Raw genomic sequence first — 19374 nt, 5'->3', positions numbered from 1 at the left:
CGGGGCTTTTTTTTACAACTCAGGCTGTCAGAGCCCTGATTGACCGCTCAACGCCAGGTCCAGCAGCTCGCGGTTGGCCACCGCGTACATGGCGTAGTCATTGCCCGTGGCAGCCCGCAGATCCACCAGCATCGCGCGCCAGCGCTCAACCATCGAACTGTTTTGCTCAAGCCACAAGGCAAGACGCGCCTCGATACTTTCACCGGCATCGGTCATTTGCAGCACCGAAATGGTAATTGCCCGCTGCTGCCAGTCAATATCGTCACGGAACGCTTCACGCGCCAGCGCCTGCCAGTTGTTCTCCACCGGCAGGTTGCTGATCTGCTGCAAGTACCAGGTCAAGTCCAGCGCGCTGCCCACGGCAAAGTAGGTCTTGGCCACATCCGCAGCGTTCTGCCCGGTCACATCCGAAGCTTCGATAATCGGCAACAGGGTGTACAGGTGCGTCGTACCCGCCACCATGCGCGCCAGCAATTCCGGCACGCCCGCTTCGACGTAAGCCTGATAACGGGTCTGCCAGCCTTCGCGGGTCGGGCCTTCCAGCAGTTCGTCGAGCTTGAGGCCCAGCGCCGCCAGATGCGGGCCGAAGTGCGCCACATCCCGCGCTGCGTCCAGCTCGTTGCGACGGCTGCGCAGGAACCAGCGCGTAGCGCGGCGGCCCAGGCGCATCAGCTCATCCATCAGCGCCAGCTGGATTTCAGCGGGCACCTGGTAGTCCAGCGCTTCGATCTGACGGAACCAGTGCGGGAGATGGAAAATGTCACGCACGATCACGTACGCACCCGCCACGTTGGCAGCACTCATGCCGGTCGACTCTTTCAGGCGTTCGACAAAAGTGATGCCCATGTGGTTAACCAGATCGTTGGCAATCTGGGTGCTGACGATTTCACGCTTGAGACGATGGCGACGCATGGCTTCGGCAAACTTGCTGACCAGCATCGGCGGGAATGCGGTTTCCATGTCCCGGGTCAGGTAGTCGTCATCCGGTACCTGGGAGTTGAGCAGTGCTTCCTTGAGGTCGATCTTGCTGTACGAGATCAGCACCGACAACTCGGCACGGGTCAGGCCGTGGCCCGCCGCTACGCGCTCGTTAAGCTGCTCTTCGGACGGCAGGAACTCGATGGCACGGTCCAGCTTGCCACGGGCTTCCAGATCGTTCATCAGGCGCTTGTATTCGGCAATCCGCTCGTAAGCCTTGCGTGCTGCCAGCGAAATGGCCTGGGTCTGCTTGTAGTTGTTGCCCAGCACCAGGCCGCCAACCTCGTCGGTCATGCTGCCCAGCAGCTGGTTGCGCTGCTTCTCGGTCATATCGCCGGCCTGCACCACTTCATTGAGCAGGATCTTGATATTCACTTCGTGATCAGAGCAGTCGACGCCGCCAGCGTTGTCGATAAAGTCGGTGTTGGAACCGCCGCCGTTGAGGTTGAACTCGACACGGCCCAACTGGGTCATGCCCAGGTTGCCGCCCTCGCCCACCACCTTGCAGCGCAATTCGTTGCCATTGACGCGCAACGCATCGTTGGCCTTGTCGCCAACGTCAGCATGGCTTTCGCTGCTGGCTTTGACATAAGTCCCGATACCACCGTTCCACAGCAGGTCCACCGGTGCCTTGAGCAAGGCGTTGAGCAGTTCGGTCGGGGTCAGCTTGTCAGCGCTGATGGCGAAGCGCTCTTTCATCTCCGGGGAGATGGCGATGCTTTTCGCGCTGCGCGAGAAGATCCCGCCGCCCGCCGACATGATGCTGGTGTCGTAATCCGACCAGGCCGAACGCGGCAGGTCGAACAGGCGCTGACGCTCGGCGAAGCTGTTGGCCGGCTCCGGGTTCGGGTCGATAAAGATATGCAGGTGGTTGAAGGCCGCGACCAGTTGCAGCTTGTCGGACATCAACAGACCGTTGCCGAACACGTCGCCGGCCATATCGCCCACGCCGACCACACTGATGCTGTCCTGCTGGACGTTGATCCCGCGCTCCTTGAAGTGGCGCTGCACGCCCACCCAGGCGCCCTTGGCGGTAATGCCCATTTTTTTATGGTCATAACCGGCCGAGCCGCCCGAGGCGAACGCATCCCCCAGCCAGAAGCCGTAATCGATGGCAATGCCGTTGGCGATATCGGAGAAGGTTGCGGTGCCCTTGTCGGCGGCCACCACCAGGTACGGGTCATCGTCATCGTGACGGACCACGTTCAACGGCGGCACCAGTGCGCCATCTTTCAGGTTGTCGGTAATGTCCAGCAGGCCGGAAATAAAGATCCGGTAGCAGGCAATCGCCTCGGCCTGGATCTCGTCACGGCCACCGCCCAATGGCAGGCGACGCGGCACGAAACCGCCCTTGGCACCCACCGGCACAATGACCGAGTTCTTCACCTGCTGGGCTTTTACCAGGCCCAGCACTTCGGTACGGAAATCTTCTTCACGGTCGGACCAGCGCAAGCCACCGCGGGCCACGTTACCAAAGCGCAAGTGCACGCCTTCAACCCGAGGCGAGTAGACGAAGATTTCAAACTTCGGTACCGGCTTTGGCAGCTCGGGGATCAAGTGCGGGTTGAACTTGAAGCTGAAGTACGAACGGTTGTGACCGCTGGCATCCGGCTGGTAGAAGTTGGTGCGCAGGGTGGCCTTGATCAGGTCCAGGTAGCGACGCAGGATGCGGTCTTCGTTGAGCACCTGAACATCGTCCAGGGCCGTCAGGATCGCCTGCTCCAGACGCACTTGCTTGTCTTCCAGGTCTTCGGCCGTCAGCTTGCGCGCCAGGTAGAAGCGGGTCTTGAACAACCGGGTCAATTCGCGGGCGATATCGGTGTGGTTGTTCAGGGTACTGGCGATATAACCCAGGTCAAAGCCCAGGCGGATCTGCTTCAGATAACGGGCGTAGGCACGCAGCAAGGCCACGTCGCGCCACGGCAGGCCGGCGGTCAAAACCAGGCGGTTGAACGCATCGTTCTCGGCATCGCCGCGCACGATATGCACGAACGCATCCTGCAGCGTATCGTTGAGTTGCTGGATATCCAGGTTCAAGCCTTCGCCGGCGGTAAAGGCGAAATCGTGGATCCAGAACTCACGGCCGTTGGCATGACGCAGACGGTACGGGAACTCGCCCAGCACGCGCAGGCCCAGGTTTTCCAGAATCGGCAGCACGTCGGACAGCGCCAGCGGCGTGTCGGCGTGGTACAGCTTGCAATGCAGTTCCTGGCCAGCGCTTTGCCCCAGCGGCTGGTAGAAGCTCATCACCAGCGGGTTCTTGTCGCTCAGGTTCATCAGGTGCTGCATGTCGACCACGGCCGAGTGCGCGGCAAAGCGTTCGCGGTAACCTGCGGGGAAGCCCTTCGGGAAATCGGCCAGCACTTTGGTGCCATTGGCCTCACCGAAGCTCTCGACCACCAGGCTGGCGTAGTCGTCCTGCCAGCTGCGGCAGGCCTGGATGACTTCTTTTTCCAGCAGCAGCGGATCGATGTCGATGCGGTTTTTCGGGTCAACTCGCAGAATCAACTGCACACGGGCCAGCACGGACTCCGAGAAGAAGGTCCAGAACTCGCAATCCGACGCCTGCAGGCGCTCCATCAGCACCTGCTGGATTTTCTGCCGCACTTCGGTGGAATAGATATCACGCGGCACATAGGCCAGGCAGTAGCAGAAGCGGCCATACGGGTCTTTGCGCAGGAACACGCGAATCTTGTTGCGCTCCTGGATCTGCACGATCGACATCACGGTGCTGAACAACTCGTCCACCGGGGTCTGGAACAGGTCGTCACGCGGCAGCACTTCCACCACCTGCGCCAGTTCCTTGCCCAGGTGCGCCTTGGCCTGGAAGCCCGAACGACGCTCGATTTCCGCGACCTTGCGGCGGATGTAAGGGATCACCCGCACGCTTTCGCCATACACCGACGAGGTGTACAGGCCCATGAAGCGGCATTCCTTGATGACCTTGCCACTGGCGTCGATCTGGCGGATCGACACATAGTCCGGGTAAGCCGGGCGATGCACACGGCTCGGGTGTGCGGCCTTGGCGAACGACAGCAGGGTCGGCTCGCGCAGGTAGCTGACGGCGTAATCCTCGATGCGCAGGTCTTCGGCGGTCAGGCCGGCGCGCAGCAGCTTGGTCAGGCCGAGGAACGAATCGGCGTCATATTCGATATGCCCGCCATCGGCATCGTCGCGCACCACAAATTCTTCATAGCCCAGGAAGGTAAAGTGGTTGCCTACCAGCCATTCCAGGAAGCTTTTGACTTCGGCTTTCTCATCCGCATCCACGGCGTACTGGCAGTTGTCGACACTGGCCAGCAGCTCCTGCACCTTGGCCTTCATCGGCTCAAAGTCAGCCACTGCAATGCGCACTTCACCCAGAACCTGTTCCAGCTCCTTGCTCAGCACGTTCAATTCGGCGGCATGGGCGCAGCGATCGATTTCCAGGTACATCAGCGACTCTTGCGAGACACCTTCGCCCGCAGTGCCCTTGGGCAGGATTTCCAGCAGCTCGCCCTTGCTGCCGCGACGTACGCTCAACACCGTGGTTTGCAGGGTGTGGATGCTGTAGCCGCGACGGTTCAGCTCGGTGCGCACCGAGTCCACCAGAAACGGCAGGTCGTGGTGCAGCACTTCCACTGCCGTGTGGGTGGACTGCCAGCCGTGGCGCTCGTAGTCGGGGTTGAACACCCGCACTTGCGGCTGGGCCGGGTCGAAGCGCTCCAGCAGGCGCCAGGCCGACAGCGTGCAGCCGGCAAGGTCGGACATGCGCCGTTGGGTGAGTTCGTCCAGAGAAATGATGCCGAAGAATTGCTCGGCGAACAGCGCCACTTGTGGCAGTGCCTGTTCACTGATGTGCTGCGCCAGTGCCGCTTGCAGTTGGTGCTGGAAGTCGGCTTTGCTGGCTGCGGTGAAGAACGCCATCTGTGGTACTCCGCTTGGGCTTGTTATTGAGAGAAGCGTCGCGTGTTGGAGCTGTCGACACTGTGCGAGGCCTGTCCTGGCAGTTCACCTTCAACGCACAGCATGACAGGGAGGTGAAGCTGGCCGTGACCCACGGGTCACATTCACGTCCGGGATGGTGATCTGCAAAAACGACTGCCGGATAAACAGGCTGTGCCTTTACGGATAACAATCACCGCGCAGCTTAACGATTGCGCTGTACGACCTGCTTACGGTGCGGCGACATATTCGGTCATCGGGACGCAACCGCCCGGGTTGTCATAGAACAACCCTAGCATTGGCAAGCGAAAAAACTTCATAAAAGCACCGTAGTTTCCGTAGTCAGTATGGGAAATGACTGAGCATTTGCCCTGATGTTCCATTCAAACCTGCACAAATCGGCTCAGGCTGGCAAAATTGCCCCCTGATCGACCCATTCGCGCCCAGAGCGCCAGGAATTACCCATGCAAATGACCACCGACCACCTGCTCGCCAACCCGTGCGACGACGAAGAAGACAATATGGCGATGCTGTGTTGCCACACCCATACGGGCGAGATGTTCCTGATGACCCGCTACCCGGACGAAGACGAGCTGGAAATCACCCTGGAAGACGAGCCTTCGACCCTGGACGGCATCAAGGTGACCCTGAGCCCTACCCGCCTGCTGATCGAAATCGGCGCCGGCGATACTGATGTGCTCAAGGGCGATGACCACCTGGAAATCCTGCACAGCACCGCCGCCGCAGACCTGGCTGAAGTTGAACTGACCCTGCAGAACATCCTCAAGGGCACCGGCACCTATATCAGCGAACTGAATTAACCGCCCCCCGTGGGAGCGGGCTTGCTCGCGATAAAAGCGATGCGATCTGCCTGAAGCACCGCGGTGATGCTTTCGCGGGCAAGCCCGGCTCCCACCGGTATGGCGGTGACTACCCCACATCAACGCGAGCTTGCAGGTACCAATGCCATGCCGCCGATCTTCGATGCCCACTGCCATATCATCGACAGCGCTTACCCGCTGATTGCCAACAACGGCTATGTGCCCGAGTTTTTCAGTGCCGATGATTACCTCACCCGGGTCACCCCATTGGGGGTCGTTGGCGGCGCGGTGGTATCGGGCTCTTTCCAGGGCTTTGACCAAAGCTACCTGATTGCAGCCTTGCAGCGTTTGGGCCGGGGGTTTGTGGGCGTGACCCAATTGCCCGCCAGTGTCACCGACGCCGAACTGACAAGCCTGCACGGCCACGGCGTGCGCGCCCTGCGTTTTAACCTCAAGCGTGGCGGTTCCGGGCAGCTTGACCAGCTCGAATCATTGGCCATGCGCGTGCATGAGCAAGTGGGCTGGCATGCAGAACTGTATATCGACTCGCGAGAGCTGGCGGGGCTTGAGCAGCGGTTGCGGCGCCTGCCTGCGCTGAGCATCGATCATCTGGGCCTGAGCCAGGACGGCCTGCCCAGCCTGCTGCGCCTGACGGAGCACGGCGTACGCATCAAGGCTTGTGGCTTTGGCCGGGTTGATTTCGCCGTAGCGCCCGTGCTGCAACAGATCCACGGCATCAACCCCCAAGCGCTGATGTTTGGTACAGACCTGCCCTCGACCCGCGCACCACGCGCATTTGAGGACAGTGATATCGCCCTGCTGGTTGAGGCATTGGGGGAGGAAGGTGCGCACAAAGCTTTATGGCACAACGCCCGGACGTTCTACGGCCTGTAATTGCAACCGCTCTAAACCGTAGCAGCTGCCGAAGGAACGAGGCTGCGTCCGGCGGCGAAGCCGTCGTAAGACCAGGCACAGCGGTGTGTCAGTTAAACCTGGTTCTCAGGATTTACGACGACTACGTCGCCGGACGCAGCCTCGTTCCTTCGGCAGCTGCTACGCAACATCCCCCTCCTTTTTTATCCGCCATACCCCATGCAGATGAGCACCATTCTCAACAACACGGCTCATTTCAGTTTTTTCCGTAAAAAGCCCCACCGCCATTAGTCCGCAAGGCCTCCAATGGATTAAAGTAACGCCCCCAGCCCCGACGTAATTCTTGCGCCGCCGGTGTCCTTTTCAGGAACAGTATTCGATGGAACATCGTGAAGCGCTGCTAGCGCTGCGAACCTTTCTTTCAACCCAGATCCTCGGTCAGGAAAAGTTGATCGACCGCCTGCTGATCGCGCTGCTTGCCGACGGCCACATGCTGGTCGAAGGCGCACCTGGCCTGGCCAAGACCAAGGCCATCAAGGAACTGGCGGAAGGCATTGAAGCGCAGTTCCATCGAATCCAGTTCACCCCCGACCTGCTGCCCGCCGACATCACCGGCACCGAGATCTATCGCCCGGAAACCGGCAGTTTCGTGTTTCAACAAGGGCCGATCTTTCATAACCTGGTGCTGGCGGATGAAATCAACCGTGCCCCGGCCAAGGTGCAATCGGCCTTGCTGGAAGCAATGGCCGAACGCCAGGTGAGCGTCGGGCGCAGCACCTATGAGCTGTCGCCGCTGTTTTTGGTGATGGCCACGCAAAACCCCATCGAGCAGGAAGGCACCTACCCGCTGCCCGAGGCCCAGCTCGACCGCTTTCTGATGCATGTAAAAATCGGCTTCCCGGACGCCGCCGTCGAGCGCCGCATCCTGCAGCAGGCCCGTGGCGAAGCCCTCAATGGCGAAACCAAGCCCGAGCGCCGGGTCAGCCAGCAGGCCATCTTCGCCGCACGCAAGGAGATCCTTGGCCTGTACATGGCCGATGCGGTGGAGGAGTACCTGGTGCAACTGGTCATGGCCACCCGCACTCCGGGCAAGTTCGACCCGGAAATGGCCGAATGGATCGCCTACGGCGCCAGCCCGCGTGGCTCGATTGCCCTGGACCGCTGCGCACGGGCCCATGCCTGGCTGGCCGGGCGCGACTTTGTCAGCCCCGAAGACATCCAGGCCGTGTTGTTTGACGTGCTGCGCCACCGCATCATCCTGTCGTTCGAAGCCGAAGCCGCCGGTATCGACCAGGACCGCGTGGTGCAGCGCATCCTCGACGTCGTTGCCGTTGCCTGACCGATGAACACCCCCCTGCCCGCCGAGCCCGGCATCCGCATCACCCTGGCGCAACTCATCGAGATGCGTCACCGGGTGCGCGAGGTGCAGCTGTTTTCTTCGCCCAGCCAGCGCAGCCCGCTGGTGGGCCTGCATCACTCCAAGCTGCGCGGGCGCGGGGTCGACTTCGACCAGGTACGGGTCTATCAGGCCGGCGACGATGTACGCACCATCGACTGGCGCGTCACCGCCCGCACCCAGGAACCGCACACCAAGATGTTCCATGAGGAGCGCGAGCGGCCGATCTTTATCCTCGCCGAACAAAGCCGCCGGCTGTTTTTCGGTTCGGGGCTGATGTTCAAGTCGGTGCTCGCCGCCCAGGCCGCCAGCCTGATCGGCTGGGCCGCGCTGGGCCATAACGACCGTGTCGGCGGGTTGGTGTTTGGCGACCATGAACACTATGAAATCAAGCCTCGGCGCAGTAAACAAAGCCTGCTGCAACTGCTCAACCGCCTGGTGCGGGTCAACCAGTCGCTACACACCGAGGTGCAATCGGACCGCGATGCCCTGGGCATGGCCCTGATCCGCGCCCGCGAAGTGTTGCGCCCCGGCAGCCTGGTGATCGTGATCTGCGATGAGCGCGCCCTCACGGACGCCGCCGAACAGCAACTGAGCCTGCTGTCGCGCCATTGCGACCTGATGCTACTGCCGTTGTCCGACCCCCTCGACCATGCCCTGCCCGCCGCCGGGCTGCTGCGCTTTGCCGAGCGCGGTGCGCAGCTGGAGCTGGACACCCTCAACTATGATCTGCGCCAGGCCTACCGGGCCCAGGCCGAGGCCCGTATTGCACGCTGGGAACTGTTGGCGCAAAAATTACGGGTGTTGCTCATGCCACTGAGCACGCAAAGCGAAATGGTCGAACAGCTGCGCGAATACCTCAACGCCAAACGCCCCGGCAAAGCCTCATGAAAGAACTCGAACAACTGCAACCGCTGATCACCCCGCCCGCAGTTGGCCTGTGGCCGCCAGCGCCGGGCTGGTGGCTGCTGCTGGTCGTGCTGCCTGCGCTGGGCTGGGGCCTGTGGTGGCTACGCCGCTACCTGCCCGCCAAGCGCCAGCCGGCTCGTACCGAACAACCGCTGGACCCGGTGCGCCTGGCCGCCCTGGAAGAACTGGCGCGCTTTCCCAAGCCCTACGACGGCGCGCCCGCCGGCGCCTGGCTGCAGCAACTCAACGGCCTGCTCAAGCGCCTGTGCCGCAACCACTACCCCTACAGCCAGAGCCACACCCTCAATGGCCGCAAGTGGCTGGCCTTCCTCGACAACCGCTGCCCGGCTGCCGGCCTGACCCGCTGGATGGTATTGGTCGAAGGCGCCTACAAGCCCGAGTGCAAGCTCGACGACAAGGCCATCGCCGGGCTCAATCAGGCGGTTGAAACCTGGATTCGCAAGCATGTTTGAATTTGCCTGGCCGTGGCTCTTCGCCCTGCTGCCCCTGCCCTGGCTGATGCGTCTGGTGCTGCCGCCTGCCGACAGCGGTGAGGCGGCGCTGCAGGTCAGTTTTCTCAGTGACCTCGAACAACTGGCCCGACGCAAGGCCCGTACCACCCTGCCCTCCTGGCGTCAGCAAATCCCCTTTGTGCTGCTCTGGCTGCTGTTGTTGAGCGCCGCCGCCCGCCCGCAATGGCTGGGCGAGCCGCTGCCGATTGCCGCCAGTGGCCGTGACTTGCTGGTGGCGGTGGATGTGTCGGGGTCGATGGACTACCCCGACATGCAATGGCAGGGCGAAGACGTCACCCGCCTGGACCTGGTGAAGAACCTGCTCGGCGAGTTTCTGGAAAACCGCGAAGGCGACCGCGTCGGCCTGATCCTGTTCGGCAGCCAGGCCTATCTGCAGGCCCCCCTGACCTTCGACCGCCACACCGTACACACCTGGCTCGACGAAGCGCGCATCGGCATCGCCGGCAAAAACACCGCCATTGGCGACGCCATTGGCCTGGCCCTCAAGCGCCTGCGCCAGCGTCCGGCGCAGAGCCGGGTGCTGATCCTGATTACCGATGGCGCCAACAACGGCGGGCAGATCGACCCGCTGACCGCCGCTCGCCTGGCGGCCGAGGAAGGAGTCAAGATCTACCCGATCGGTATCGGCGCCGACCCTGAGGAAAGCAGCAGCAAGGGCATGTTCACCATCAACCCCGGGGTCGACCTTGACGAGCCGGCACTCGAAGAGATCGCCAAGGTCACCGGTGGCCGCTACTTCCGCGCCCGCAACGGCGGCGAACTGGCGGCCATCAAGGACACCCTCGACCAACTGGAACCCGTGGCCCAGCAACCGACCCAGGCGCGCCCGGCGCAGGCACTCTACAGCTGGCCGCTGGCTGCGGCGCTGTTGCTCAGCGTGCTGCTGGTAATCCGCGAGCTGTGGCCCAACAACCGCGTGCAACGCTGGCTGAGCAAGGAGCATTTTCTGCAACAACACCCTGACTGGCGGGCGCGCCTCAAGCGCCTGCGTCTGCGCAGGCGCCGATGAGCATGCTCTGGCCGCACTGGTTGCGCCCCGAATGGCTGCTGGCCCTGCCCCTGCTCGGCTGGCTGCTGTGGCAACGCTGGCACCGGGAAAAACGTGCTGGCCGCTGGCAAAAAATCCTGCCCGTGGCCTTTCATCGGGTGTTGCTCAGCGGCGGCACTGGCCGCAGCAGCAAATTGCCGTGGATCGCCCTCGGGCTTGGCTGGCTGCTGGCCCTGCTGGCATTGCTCGGCCCCAGCTGGCAACGGGTTGAGCAGGCCACGCAAAAGCCCGAAGACCCGCTGGTGGTGATGCTCGAACTGACACCCGAAATGCTCGCCACCGACAGCTCGCCCAACCGCCTGGAGCAGGCACGGCGCAAGCTCTACGACTTGCTGCAAAACCGCAGCGACGCGCAAACCGCGGTGATCGTCTACGCCGGCAGTGCCCACACCCTGGTGCCGCTGTCCGATGACATGGGCACCAGCCGCAACCTGCTCGAAGCCCTCAAGCCGTCGATCATGCCGCAGCCGGGGCATCGCGCCGACCTGGCGATCGACAAGGCCCTGGCGCTGCTGGACCAGGGCGCGCTGGGCCAGGGCCGCCTGCTGCTGATCACCTCATCGCTCAGCGAACAGGAGCGCAGCGGCATCCGCCAGGCCTTGCAGGGCCACGCTCCGCAACTGCTGATCCTGGGCATTGGCAGCCGCGAGGGTGCGCCGGTGGTCGATGAAAGCGGGCAGTTCCTCAAGGACGATCAGGGTGCCATTCTCCTGCCGCGCCTTGACAGCCCGAGCCTGCGCGCCTTTGCCCTGGATGTGGGCGGCCGCTACCGCCAGGCGCGCCTGGATGACAACGACCTGCGTGGCCTGGGCTTGCTCGACGGCCCGAACCACCTGCGCGATGACGGCCAGACCCTGCAACTGGACAGCTGGGCCGACCAGGGTTACTGGCTGTTGCTGCCGCTTCTGCTGCTGGTGGCCTGCGCAGGCCGCCGTGGCTGGCTGTTCTGCCTGCCCCTGCTGTTTATCCTGCAACCGCAGCCAGCCCAGGCCATGAGCTTTACCGACCTGTGGCTGCGCCCCGACCAACAGGGCCTGCGCCTGCTGCAGCAAAACAAGCCGCTGCTGGCCGTGGAGCACTTCAGCGACCCGCTCTGGCAAGGCGTGGCCCTGTACCGCGCGGGTAACTATGCCGGTGCAGCCCAGCGTTTTGCCGAGGTCAACAGCGCCAGCGCCCACTATAATCGCGGCAATGCCCTGGCCATGAATGGCGAACTGGAGGCGGCCATCGACGCCTGGGAGCAAGCACTGGAGCTGCAACCGGAGCTTGAGGCCGCCGCACAAAACAAGGCCCTGGTTGAAAAACTGCTGGAGCAGCAGCGCGCCGCCGCCCAAAGCGAGCAGCCCGCCGAGCCACCCGCGCCCGCCGAGTCTGAAACCCCGCTCAGCTCCAGCGCCCAGGGCTCCGCCAGCAGCACCACGCACAATAATGAAGACCACAGCTCGGCCAGCAGCCCCACCACCGAGCCTGCGCCCGCCGATCAGCTCGACCCCGATCCCGCCCCGCACGCCGATGGCGAACCTGGCGACGAGCAGACCACGCGGGCACCTGTACCCACCGCCAACCAGACCGCAGAAGAACAACGCCAGGCCCTTGAACAATGGCTCAGACAGATCCCCGACAACCCCGGCGAATTGTTGCGGCGCAAATTCTGGTACGAACAGCAGCTCCATCAGGACACGCCCAAATGAACCGCCTCTGTGTTTTGCTTCTTTTGCTGTGTTGCTGGACCTTGCCCGCGCACGCCCTGGGCCTGGTCGCCAGCGTTGACCGCGACCAGCTCAACTCCGGGGAAACCGTTGAGCTGACCCTGGAATCCGACGACGTCACCCAGTTCGGCAAACCCGACCTGGCGCCGCTGGACGGCCTGTTTGAAGTGCGCGGCACCCGCCAGGTCAACCAGCTCAACAGCCTCAGCGACGACAACAAGGGCACCACGCGCTGGATGATCACCCTGCAACCCAAACAGACCGGCACGGTGATCATCCCGTCGCTGCAAGTCGGCGACTACCACAGCCAGCCGATCACCCTCACCGTGACCCAGAGCGTGGCCAGCGACAACGCACTGGCCCCGGTATTTATCGAAGCCAGCCTCGACCAGCCCAGCGTTTATGTGCAGGCCCAGGCCCTGCTGACCCTGCGCATCTACCACTCCGTGGCGCTGTACGACGACAGCAGCCTGACCACCCTGCACCTGGACGACGCCATCGTCGAACAACTGGGGGAGTCGCGCACTTATGAAAAACTGATCAACGGCGTACGCCACGGTGTAATCGAACGCCGCTACGGTATTTACCCGCAGCGCAGCGGCGAGCTGATCATTCCGGCGCAAACCTTCAGCGCCACCCAGGTCGACAGCCAGCAAGCCAGCGCCCCGGCCCCCCTTGGGCCAAAACCGGGCAAGATGGTGCATGTGACATCCGCCGAGATACCGTTGAGCGTCTTGCCCAAACCCGACACCTGGCCGGCCAATGCCCCCTGGTTGCCGGCGCGCAGCCTGAGCCTGAGCGAAACCTGGAACCCCGAGCCTGACCACACCATGGTCGGCGATTCCCTGACCCGCACCCTGACCCTCAAGGCCGAAGGCCTGTCCAGCGCCCAGTTGCCGCCCCTGCCCGCCACCGACGTCAACGGCCTGCGCCGCTACCCCGACTTGCCGCAATTGAGCAACCAGGTCACCGAAAATGGCCTGATCGGCAGCCGCGAGGAGCGTGAAGCCCTGGTGCCGACCCGGGTCGGGCAGATCGAACTGCCCGCCGTCGAAGTGGTGTGGTGGAACACCCACGAAGACCATCTGGAGCACACCTACCTGCCGGCCCGTACGCTGCTGGCAGCGGCCAACCCCAACCAGGCCGTGGACACCCCCGCCAGCGGTACGCCGACGGCGTTCAACGAAGCGTCATCGCTGTGGCTCTGGCAGCTCAGCACCCTGCTGCTCGCCTGCACCACCCTGGCGAGCCTGGCACTGTGGTGGCGTGCGCGCTGGCAACCGGCAATCTCGCGTGCCGCGCAAACCGGGCCAAGCCCGCGCAGCCTGCTCGACGACCTCAAGCGCGCCAGCCTGGCCAACGACCCCCAGGCCACCCGCCAGGCCCTGGACGCCTGGGCGCGGCAACAGCCGGAAACCCTGGCCGATATGGCGGCGCGTTTTGTGCCGCTGTCCGACGCCCTCGACGGCCTCAATGGCGCGCTCTACAGCGAAACCGGCCAGTACTGGCAAGGCGAGGAACTGTGGAAAGCCATTCGCAGCATTCCTGCCACCGAGCGTGAGCAAGACGCCGCCAGCGAACCCAGCAGCCTGCCGCCGCTCTACCCCAAATAATTGCCCAGGCAACCCGTGCCCGCCTGAGCGAGCGGGTTGCCAGCCCATTTTCAAACGGATCCTGTTATGCGCCTGTTTCACACTTCCGACTGGCACCTGGGGCAAAACCTCCACGGCCAGGACCGCGACTTCGAACACGCCTGTTTTCTCACCTGGCTGCTGGCCCAGCTGGCCAGCGAACAACCCGATGTGCTGCTGATTGCCGGGGACATCTTCGACACCGTCAACCCGCCGGTGAAGGCCCAGGAGCGGCTCTACGACTTTATCGTCAGTGCCCACGAACAACAGCCCAAGCTGACCATCGTGATGATCGCCGGCAACCACGACTCCGGCTCGCGGATCGAACTGCCCGGGCCCTTGATGCGGCGTTTGCGCACCCATGCCCTGGGCCGGGTATTGTGGCTCGACGACGGCCAGCTCGATGCCGAGCGCCTGCTTATCCCCCTGCCCGACGCCAAGGGCAAGATTGCCGCCTGGTGCCTGGCGCTGCCGTTTTTGCGCCCGGCCGAAGTCACCGGCGCGCACCTGGGGGATGACTACCTGCGCGGTATCGGCCAGGTCCATGAGTGGCTGATCGAGGCCGCCAATGCCAAACGCAAGAAGGGCCAGGCGCTGATTGCCATCAGCCACGCCCATATGGCCGGTGGCTCGGTCAGCGAAGATTCCGAACGCAGCCTGATTATCGGCAATGCCGAGGCCCTGCCCGCCAGCCTGTTTGGCCCCGATATCAGCTACGTCGCCCTGGGCCATTTGCACAAGCCGCAGCGGGTCAATGGCGAAGAACGCATCCGCTATTGCGGCTCGCCGATCCCGTTGTCCTTCTCGGAAATTGGCTACCAGCACCAGATCCTCGATGTCACCCTCAAGGGCGAAACCCTGGTCAGCGTTGAATCGCGCCTGATCCCCCGCGCAGTCAACCTCCAGCGCATCGGCCCGTTGCCCCTGGCCGACGTGCTTGCGCAACTGGCTGAACTGGCGGATATCGACCTGCTTGCCGACCTGCAACGCCAGCCCTGGCTGGAGGTGCGGGTCAAGCTCGATGAGCCGCAGCCTGACCTGCGCCAGCAGATCGAAACCGCCTTGCAGGGTAAATCCGTGCGCCTGGTCCGCATTGGCGCCGAATACGCCGGCAGCGCCGGCCGCGACGATGACGACGGCACGCGCCTGATCGAACTCGACCAGCTCAGCCCCCAGGAGCTGTTCAGCCGCGCCTGGCAGGAAAACTACGGCAGCGAAGCCGACGAACAGACCCTCAAGGACTTTGCCGTGCTGCTGCAGGAAGTCCAGCAGGAAGGTGAACAGCCATGAAAATCCTCGCCATCCGCCTGAAAAACCTCGCCTCCCTGGCCGGCCCCGTCGAGCTGGACTTTACCGCCGAGCCCCTGGCCAGCGCCGGGCTGTTCGCCATCACCGGCCCCACCGGCGCCGGCAAAAGCACCCTGCTCGACGCCCTGTGCCTGGCCCTGTTTGGCGCCGTGCCACGGCTGAACAACACCGGCCGCGATGCCAAGGTGCCGGATGCTGACGGCGAGATTGCCACCGGCGACCCGCGCACCCTGCTGCGCCGTGGCACTGGTGAGGGCTATGCCGAAGTCGACTTTGTCGGCATCGACGGGCGCCGCTACCGCGCCCGCTGGGAAGCCAACCGCGCCCGCGAAAAGGCCACCGGCAAACTGCAGGCCAGCCGCCAGAGCCTGCGTGACCTGGACAGCGACCAACTGCTGGCCAGCCAGAAAGGTGATTACAAGGTCCAGCTCGAAGCACGCCTGGGCTTGAACTTCGAACAGTTCACCCGTGCGGTGATGCTGGCCCAAAGCGAGTTCAGCGCCTTTCTCAAGGCCGATGACAACGAGCGCAGCGAACTGCTGGAGAAACTCACTGACACCGCCCTCTACACCCGCCTGGGCAAGCGCGCATTCGACAAGGCCAAGGAAGCCAAGGACGCGCACAAGTTGCTGCAGGACCAGGCAGTCGGCGTCACCCCGCTGGAGCCCGAGGCCCGCGCCGAACTGGATCAGCGCTTCACCCAGGCGCAGCAGCAATTAAAAGACCAGCAAGGCCAGCTCAAGCAGCTGGAACAACAACACAGCTGGCTCAAGACCCTGAACGAGCTGCAAGAACAACGACAGCGTGCAGCCGACCAGTTGCAACAGGCCCAAGCCCTGTACGACAGCCAGGCCGAACAGCGCCAGACCCTGCATCTGCTGGAGCAACTGGCGCCGCAGCGCCATCAGTTCGCCCGCCTCGCCGAGCTCAATGGGCAACTGAGCCCGCTGACCGAGCAGATCAACGGGTATTTGCAGCAACAAACCGAACTGGGCCAGCACCAGGCCCAGCTGGAAGCCGAACTGCACCAGGCCAAACTGGCGGCCACCCAGGCGCAGGCCGAGCAACGGGAAGCGGCACCGCGGGTGCAACAAGCCCTGCTGGAGCAGGCCAACCTCGCGCGCCTGACCCAAACCCTCAACACCCAGCAAGCCCTGCAGCAACAGGCCGAGCAGGCCTGCAACCAGGGGCAGCAGGCCCTCAACGCCCTGCTCGAGCGCCAACAACAAGGCAGCCAACGCCTTGCGCACATTGCCGCGCAGCTTGAACGCAGCAGCGAACTGGCCCCCCTGGCCAACGCCTGGGATGCCTATCGGCCAAGGCTTCAGCAACTGGTGCGGCTGAGCAATAACCTCAGCACCGGACGCAAGGAACTGCCCGGCCTTGAGCAGCGTGCCCAACAGGCTGCGCAACAACTCACCGAACTGCGCAACAGCCTGGAAATCCTGTTTCAGGAAGCCGGCGCCGAACCCCATGCGGTCAACGAACAGATCCAGACCCTGGGCAGCCTGCTCAACGACAACCGCCAGCAACAGCGCGCCTTTGAAGACTTACAGCGTTTGTGCAGCAGCCAGCAGGCCCTCGATACGCGCCTGCAGGAGCTGCAAGCCAAGCAACACAGCGTGCAGCAGGAACGCGAGCGCCTGAGCCAGCAAGGCATTCAGGCCAAGGCCGATCTTGAGAAGGCCGAGCAAACCTTGCAGGTCACCCGCCAACTGCTGGAGCGCCAGCGCCTGGCCCGCAGTGCCAGCGTCGAAGAACTGCGCGGGCAGTTGCAGGATGACCAGCCCTGCCCGGTGTGCGGCAGTGCCGAGCACCCCTATCATCAGCCCGAAGCCTTGCTGCACAGCCTCAGCCGTCACGATGAACAGGAAGAGACCAACGCCCGCGCAGTGGTCGACGGGCTCAAGGAAACCCTGGCCCAGTTGCGGGAAAAAGTCGGCGGCCTGATTGCCCAGCAAAAAGAGTTTTTGCTGCAGCAGGAGCGTATCCATCAAGAGCAACAGACCCTGGCCCCAAGCCTTGAAGCCCACCCGCTGTACCCACAATGGTTGGCCCAGGCGCCGGACAAGCGCGAGCCGTGGCTGGCCCTGCGCCTGAGCCAGCTGCAACACAGCATCACCCAGGACGAGCAACGCCAGAACACGCTGCTGGCCCTGCAAAAGGAAGCGGCCCACCTGCAACAGCAAGTGCAGCGCTCTACCGAAGCCAGCACACTTGCCAGCCAACAGCTGAGCGAGCAGCAAGCCCATCTGAATGCCGACAGCCAGCGCCTTGAGGACGAACTCACCGCGTTTGCCAGCCTCTTGCCCGCGGCCACCCTCACGGCCCTGCGCGATAACGCCTCGGCCTGCTTTATGGCCCTCGACCAGCAAGTGGCTGAGCGCGTGGCCCAACTCGACCAGCAGCGCGACGAACAGGCCGAACAGCTGGAGCGAACCAGCAGCATCGAGCGTGAGCAATACCAGCAAGCCAGCCGCCGCAAGGAACTGGAGGCCCTGCAAAGCTCGCTTGGCGAACTGAGCGCACAGCACCAGGCCAGCCAGCACACCCTCAAGCAGTTACTGGGCGACTACCCCAGCGCCGAACACTGGCAGCAGGCCCTGGAGCATGCGCTGGAACACACGCGTACAGCCCAGGCCCGGGCCGAGCAAGCCCTGCAAGCCTGCGCCAACCAGCTGCTGCAACTGGCTGCCGAACTCAAGGCCGGGCAAGCCCGCCTGCAGGCCCTGCAACAGGAACACGGCAACCTCAGCGCCCTGCTCCAACATTGGCGCGCGCAACACGGCGAACTTGATGACCAGCGCTTGCAACAGCTGCTGGCCCAGGATGACGAACAGGTCCGCGAACTGCGCCTGCAGCTGCAACACAGTGAAAAAGCGGTCGAACAGGGCCGTGTACTGCTGCAAGAGCGCGAAGAGCGCCTGGCCCGGCATCAAGCGCAGGCCAACGGCAACCTGGGCGCCGAAGCCCTCGACAGTGCCCTTGTGGCAGTGCACGCCCAACTGGCCGCCAGCGAGCAACTGTGTGCCGAACTGCGCGCCCGGCAAAGCGAAGACCAGCGTCGCCAGCAGGCCAATCAGGCCCTGAGCCAACGCATCAGCCAGGCCTATGACCAATGGCAGCGCTGGGCGCGTCTCAGTGAACTGATCGGTTCAGGCACCGGCGACAAATTCCGCAAAATCGCCCAGGCCTACAACCTCGACCTGCTGGTGCATCACGCCAACGCGCAACTGCGCCAACTGGTCCGTCGCTACCGCCTCAAGCGCGGCGGCAGCATGCTGGGCCTGCTGGTGATGGACACCGAGATGGGCGACGAACTGCGCTCGGTGCATTCGCTATCGGGGGGCGAAACCTTTCTGGTATCGCTGGCCCTGGCCCTGGGGCTGGCGTCGATGGCCTCCAGCACCCTGAAAATCGAATCGCTGTTTATCGACGAGGGCTTTGGCAGCCTTGACCCCGAGTCGCTGCAACTGGCGATGGATGCCCTGGACGGCTTGCAGGCGCAAGGGCGCAAGGTCGGGGTGATTTCCCATGTGCAGGAAATGCACGAGCGTATCCCGGTGCAAATCCAGGTGCAGCGCCAGGGCAACGGCTTGAGCACCGTGGAGGTGAAATGAACGAACACGTACTGTATTCCTTCCGCCGCTGCCCCTATGCCATGCGAGCGCGCATGGCCTTGCGTTACAGCGGCGTGCCGCTGTCTATCGTCGAGGTCAGCCTCAAGGCCAAACCGGCCGAAATGCTCGCCGCTTCGCCCAAGGGCACGGTACCGGTGCTGGTGTGTGCTGATGGTTGGGTGATCGAGCAAAGCCTGGAGATCATGCACTGGGCTCTGGGCCAACATGACCCGGACAACTGGTTGCAAGCAGATGACGCGGGGCTGATCGAGGCGAATGACAGCGTCTTCAAGGTGCTGCTGGACCGCTACAAATATGCCATCCGCTACCCGGAGCAGCCGATGGAGCACTACCGGGCACAGGGTGTCGGGTATTTGCAGCGGCTGGAACATTTGCTGGCGCATACGCCCTACCTTGCGGGGCCTGCGCTGAGCCTGGTGGATGTGGCCCTGGCGCCGTTTGTGCGCCAGTTCGCCCATGTTGATCGCGAGTGGTTTGCACAAGCGCCGTTGCCGCATTTGAATGCCTGGCTGGAGCGGTTTTTGGCGTCGGCGCTGTTTGGCTCGGTGATGAAAAAAACCTGAACCCACTCACTCCCCCTGCGGGAGCGGGCTTGCTCGCGAT

At 63.5% G+C, this 19374-nt stretch carries 12 protein-coding genes; 11 read left to right on the top strand and 1 reads right to left on the bottom strand.

The features are described 5' to 3' along the window. Positions 1-27: 27 nt before the first annotated feature. A complete protein-coding gene (locus BFC21_RS03185) occupies positions 28-4884 on the bottom strand; it encodes an NAD-glutamate dehydrogenase (RefSeq protein WP_088377175.1) in 4857 nt (1618 codons plus the stop codon). 482 nt (positions 4885-5366) lie between these two features. Between BFC21_RS03185 and BFC21_RS03180 the strand changes: the two genes are divergently transcribed. The 11 genes from BFC21_RS03180 to BFC21_RS03130 all read left to right on the top strand — a co-directional run bounded on the left by BFC21_RS03180 (position 5367) and on the right by BFC21_RS03130 (position 19334). Then, positions 5367-5723: a hypothetical protein gene (locus tag BFC21_RS03180; protein WP_120265677.1), complete on the top strand. Its 357-nt coding sequence runs from the start codon at positions 5367-5369 to the stop codon at positions 5721-5723. Between the two features lie 147 nt (positions 5724-5870). Next, a complete protein-coding gene (locus tag BFC21_RS03175) occupies positions 5871-6617 on the top strand; it encodes an amidohydrolase family protein (protein WP_120266681.1) in 747 nt (248 codons plus the stop codon). A gap of 358 nt (positions 6618-6975) precedes the next feature. Next, entirely contained in the window at positions 6976-7935 is a 960-nt protein-coding gene (locus BFC21_RS03170; protein WP_016780594.1) for a MoxR family ATPase, read from the top strand. Positions 7936-7938: 3 nt separating this feature from the next. Next, the gene (locus tag BFC21_RS03165) at positions 7939-8883 is read left to right on the top strand and encodes a DUF58 domain-containing protein (RefSeq protein ID WP_016780593.1); all 945 of its coding nucleotides are present in this window, start codon (positions 7939-7941) and stop codon (positions 8881-8883) included. Further along, positions 8880-9374 (top strand): DUF4381 domain-containing protein, encoded by a 495-nt coding sequence (locus BFC21_RS03160; RefSeq protein WP_088377172.1) that lies wholly within the window; start codon positions 8880-8882, stop codon positions 9372-9374. The genes BFC21_RS03165 and BFC21_RS03160 overlap by 4 nt, the downstream gene beginning before the upstream one ends. After that, the gene (locus BFC21_RS03155; protein ID WP_088377171.1) at positions 9367-10443 is read left to right on the top strand and encodes a VWA domain-containing protein; all 1077 of its coding nucleotides are present in this window, start codon (positions 9367-9369) and stop codon (positions 10441-10443) included. The genes BFC21_RS03160 and BFC21_RS03155 overlap by 8 nt, the downstream gene beginning before the upstream one ends. Then, a complete protein-coding gene (locus BFC21_RS03150) occupies positions 10440-12173 on the top strand; it encodes a VWA domain-containing protein (RefSeq protein ID WP_088377170.1) in 1734 nt (577 codons plus the stop codon). The genes BFC21_RS03155 and BFC21_RS03150 overlap by 4 nt, the downstream gene beginning before the upstream one ends. After that, positions 12170-13804: a BatD family protein gene (locus BFC21_RS03145; protein ID WP_088377169.1), complete on the top strand. Its 1635-nt coding sequence runs from the start codon at positions 12170-12172 to the stop codon at positions 13802-13804. Before BFC21_RS03150 ends, BFC21_RS03145 begins: the two co-directional genes overlap by 4 nt. A 66-nt stretch (positions 13805-13870) precedes the next feature. After that, positions 13871-15112 (top strand): exonuclease SbcCD subunit D C-terminal domain-containing protein, encoded by a 1242-nt coding sequence (locus tag BFC21_RS03140; RefSeq protein ID WP_083369486.1) that lies wholly within the window; start codon positions 13871-13873, stop codon positions 15110-15112. Further along, positions 15109-18750: an AAA family ATPase gene (locus BFC21_RS03135; RefSeq protein WP_120265676.1), complete on the top strand. Its 3642-nt coding sequence runs from the start codon at positions 15109-15111 to the stop codon at positions 18748-18750. The genes BFC21_RS03140 and BFC21_RS03135 overlap by 4 nt, the downstream gene beginning before the upstream one ends. Then, the gene (locus tag BFC21_RS03130; protein WP_088377167.1) at positions 18747-19334 is read left to right on the top strand and encodes a glutathione S-transferase; all 588 of its coding nucleotides are present in this window, start codon (positions 18747-18749) and stop codon (positions 19332-19334) included. The genes BFC21_RS03135 and BFC21_RS03130 overlap by 4 nt, the downstream gene beginning before the upstream one ends. Positions 19335-19374: the final 40 nt, after the last annotated feature.

The organism is Pseudomonas sp. TMW 2.1634, from assembly GCF_001703595.1.
Lineage (GTDB): Bacteria > Pseudomonadota > Gammaproteobacteria > Pseudomonadales > Pseudomonadaceae > Aquipseudomonas > Aquipseudomonas fragi.
The sequence above is the reverse complement of the archived record's forward strand: the minus strand, read 5'-3'. Positions and strand labels throughout refer to the sequence as shown.

Bases quoted from the DNA above. Each gene is read 5' to 3' on its own strand.
- BFC21_RS03185 (WP_088377175.1), bottom strand. From the start codon at position 4,884: ATGGCGTTCTTCACCGCAGCCAGCAAAGCCGACTTCCAGCACCAACTG.
- BFC21_RS03180 (WP_120265677.1), top strand. From the start codon at position 5,367: ATGCAAATGACCACCGACCACCTGCTCGCCAACCCGTGCGACGACGAA.
- BFC21_RS03175 (WP_120266681.1), top strand. From the start codon at position 5,871: ATGCCGCCGATCTTCGATGCCCACTGCCATATCATCGACAGCGCTTAC.
- BFC21_RS03170 (WP_016780594.1), top strand. From the start codon at position 6,976: ATGGAACATCGTGAAGCGCTGCTAGCGCTGCGAACCTTTCTTTCAACC.
- BFC21_RS03165 (WP_016780593.1), top strand. From the start codon at position 7,939: ATGAACACCCCCCTGCCCGCCGAGCCCGGCATCCGCATCACCCTGGCG.
- BFC21_RS03160 (WP_088377172.1), top strand. From the start codon at position 8,880: ATGAAAGAACTCGAACAACTGCAACCGCTGATCACCCCGCCCGCAGTT.
- BFC21_RS03155 (WP_088377171.1), top strand. From the start codon at position 9,367: ATGTTTGAATTTGCCTGGCCGTGGCTCTTCGCCCTGCTGCCCCTGCCC.
- BFC21_RS03150 (WP_088377170.1), top strand. From the start codon at position 10,440: ATGAGCATGCTCTGGCCGCACTGGTTGCGCCCCGAATGGCTGCTGGCC.
- BFC21_RS03145 (WP_088377169.1), top strand. From the start codon at position 12,170: ATGAACCGCCTCTGTGTTTTGCTTCTTTTGCTGTGTTGCTGGACCTTG.
- BFC21_RS03140 (WP_083369486.1), top strand. From the start codon at position 13,871: ATGCGCCTGTTTCACACTTCCGACTGGCACCTGGGGCAAAACCTCCAC.
- BFC21_RS03135 (WP_120265676.1), top strand. From the start codon at position 15,109: ATGAAAATCCTCGCCATCCGCCTGAAAAACCTCGCCTCCCTGGCCGGC.
- BFC21_RS03130 (WP_088377167.1), top strand. From the start codon at position 18,747: ATGAACGAACACGTACTGTATTCCTTCCGCCGCTGCCCCTATGCCATG.